1 protein-coding gene is annotated in these 2,418 nt (G+C 31.8%); it reads right to left on the reverse strand.

What is annotated here, in order from left to right; all coding sequences use genetic code 11:
- Positions 1-159: 159 nt before the first annotated feature.
- Positions 160-2,265, reverse strand: a complete 2,106-nt coding sequence (gene pnp / locus I4U58_RS13550) for a polyribonucleotide nucleotidyltransferase (RefSeq protein ID WP_195931863.1) — start codon at positions 2,263-2,265, stop codon at positions 160-162.
- Positions 2,266-2,418: the final 153 nt, after the last annotated feature.

Raw genomic sequence — 2,418 nt, forward strand, 5'->3', positions numbered from 1 at the left:
TACTGTAACATGAACATAAACTTATGAGCTATTTTTTTATCCATTTTTAAGTGTTGCACTTAATATGATAATTCATCATATACAAAAAAATCTTTCCCATTTGGGAAAGATTTTTCGTAATATCTAAATTATATTGTAATTTAGACTATATATTTAAATTTATTTATGGTCTTTTTTTGGTTTAGGAAGTAATGCTTTTCTAGATACATTAACTCTTCCTTTTTCATCTATTTCAGTAACTTTAACTTCTACTTCGTCACCTATATTTAATACATCTTCAACTTTATTTACTCTTTCATGAGCTATATGAGATATATGAAGTAGACCTTCTTTGCCTGGAAGTAATTCTACAAAAGCACCAAAGTTAAGTATTCTAGTTACTTTACCTTTATATACTTGTCCTAATTCTATCTCTGCAACTATATCTGATATTTTCTTTTGAGCTAGATCTATCATTTCTTGATCTATACCTGATATAAATACTTCACCAGTTTGTTCTATATCTATTTTAACACCAGTTTCGTCTATTATTTTAGTTATAACTTTTCCACCTGGTCCTATAACATCTCTTATTTTATCTGGGTTTATGTTCATAGTCACTATTTTAGGTGCATATTTAGATAAATGTGGTCTTGGAGCATCTATAGTTTTTCTCATTTCATTTAGTATGTGAAGTCTACCTACTCTAGCTTGTGCAAGAGCTGTTTTTAATATTTCTTCATCTATACCAGCTATTTTTATATCCATTTGTATAGCTGTTATACCGTGTTCTGTACCAGCAACTTTGAAGTCCATATCTCCTAAGTGGTCTTCCATACCTTGTATATCTGAAAGTATAGCTATTTCACCATCTTGTTCTATAAGACCCATTGCTATACCTGCAACCATATCTTTTATAGGTACACCTGCATCTAAAAGTGATAGAGTTGAGCCACAAACACTACCTTGAGAAGTAGAACCATTTGAACTTAATACTTCAGAAACAAGTCTTATAGCATATGGGAACTCTTCTTTTGATGGTATTACTGGAAGTAATGCTCTTTCTGCTAATGCACCGTGACCTATTTCTCTTCTTCCTGGTCCTCTTGATGGTCTAACTTCACCTACAGAATAAGCTGGGAAGTTGTAGTGATGCATATATCTTTTAGATTCTTCTTCATCTAATCCGTCAAGTATTTGAACATCTCCAAGTGCTCCTAGAGTTGTTATTGTCATTACTTGAGTTTGACCTCTTGTGAATAATCCTGAACCATGAGTTCTAGGTATAAATCCACAATCACACCATATTGGTCTTATTTCGTCAGTTTTTCTTGCATCAGGTCTTCTACCTTCATGCACTATCATTTTTCTAACTTCTTCTTTTATTATTTTATCTAAAACAGATACTATATCTCCTTCGAATTCTTCTAATGTTTCTTCATCGAAACTATCTAAGACTTCTACTTTAACAGCATCCATAGCTTCTTGTCTTTCTAATTTTTCGATTACTCTTACAGCTTCTTTCATTTTGTCAGTAGCTAATTCACGAACTTTTGCTTCTATATCTTCATCAGCTTTAGGTTCTATAAATTCCATTTTTTCTTTACCAACTTCAGCTACTATTTCTTCTATAAATGCAACTATTTTTTTGATTTCTTCGTGAGCTGTAAGTATAGCTTCAAGCATTAATGATTCAGGTACTTCATCTGCTCCTGCTTCAACCATCATTACTGCATCTTTTGTTCCTGAAACAGTAAGATGTAGGGAACTTTTTTCTCTTTGTTCTGCAGTAGGATTTATTACTAATGCTCCATCAACAAGTCCAACGTTAACAGATCCTGTTGGTCCATTAAATGGTATTTCTGATATTGATAAAGCTACTGATGAACCTATCATAGCTACTACATCTGGTGTACAGTCTTGGTCTACTGATAATACAGTTGCAACAACTTGTACATCATTTCTAAATCCTTTTGGGAATAGAGGTCTTATAGGTCTATCTATAAGTCTTGATGTAAGAGTAGCTTTTTCAGATGCTTTACCTTCTCTTTTTAAGAATCCACCTGGTATTTTACCTACTGAGTATAATTTTTCTTCATAGTCAACACTTAGAGGAAAGAAATCTACACCATCTCTAGGTTCAGCTGACTTAGAAACGTTAACCATTACCATAGTTTCCCCATATTGAAGTATTGCACTACCACTTGCTAATTGTGCTATTTTGCCTATCTCGACAGACAGTTCTCTGCCTGCTAATTCCATTTTAAAAATTTTATGTTCAAACATTAATGCTTGTACCTCCTCTTATACTAAAACCCTTTTTTCATTCTCTCTAATATATTATCAAAAATATTACAAATAAAAAAGTCTTTATTTTAAAAATGTATACTACAGACTTTTTTAGTTTTAAATATTAAATCGTCATTATTTTGAAATATA

Origin of the sequence: Clostridium sp. 1001270J_160509_D11 (assembly GCF_015667935.1) — a bacterium.
Lineage (GTDB): Bacteria > Bacillota > Clostridia > Peptostreptococcales > Peptostreptococcaceae > Intestinibacter.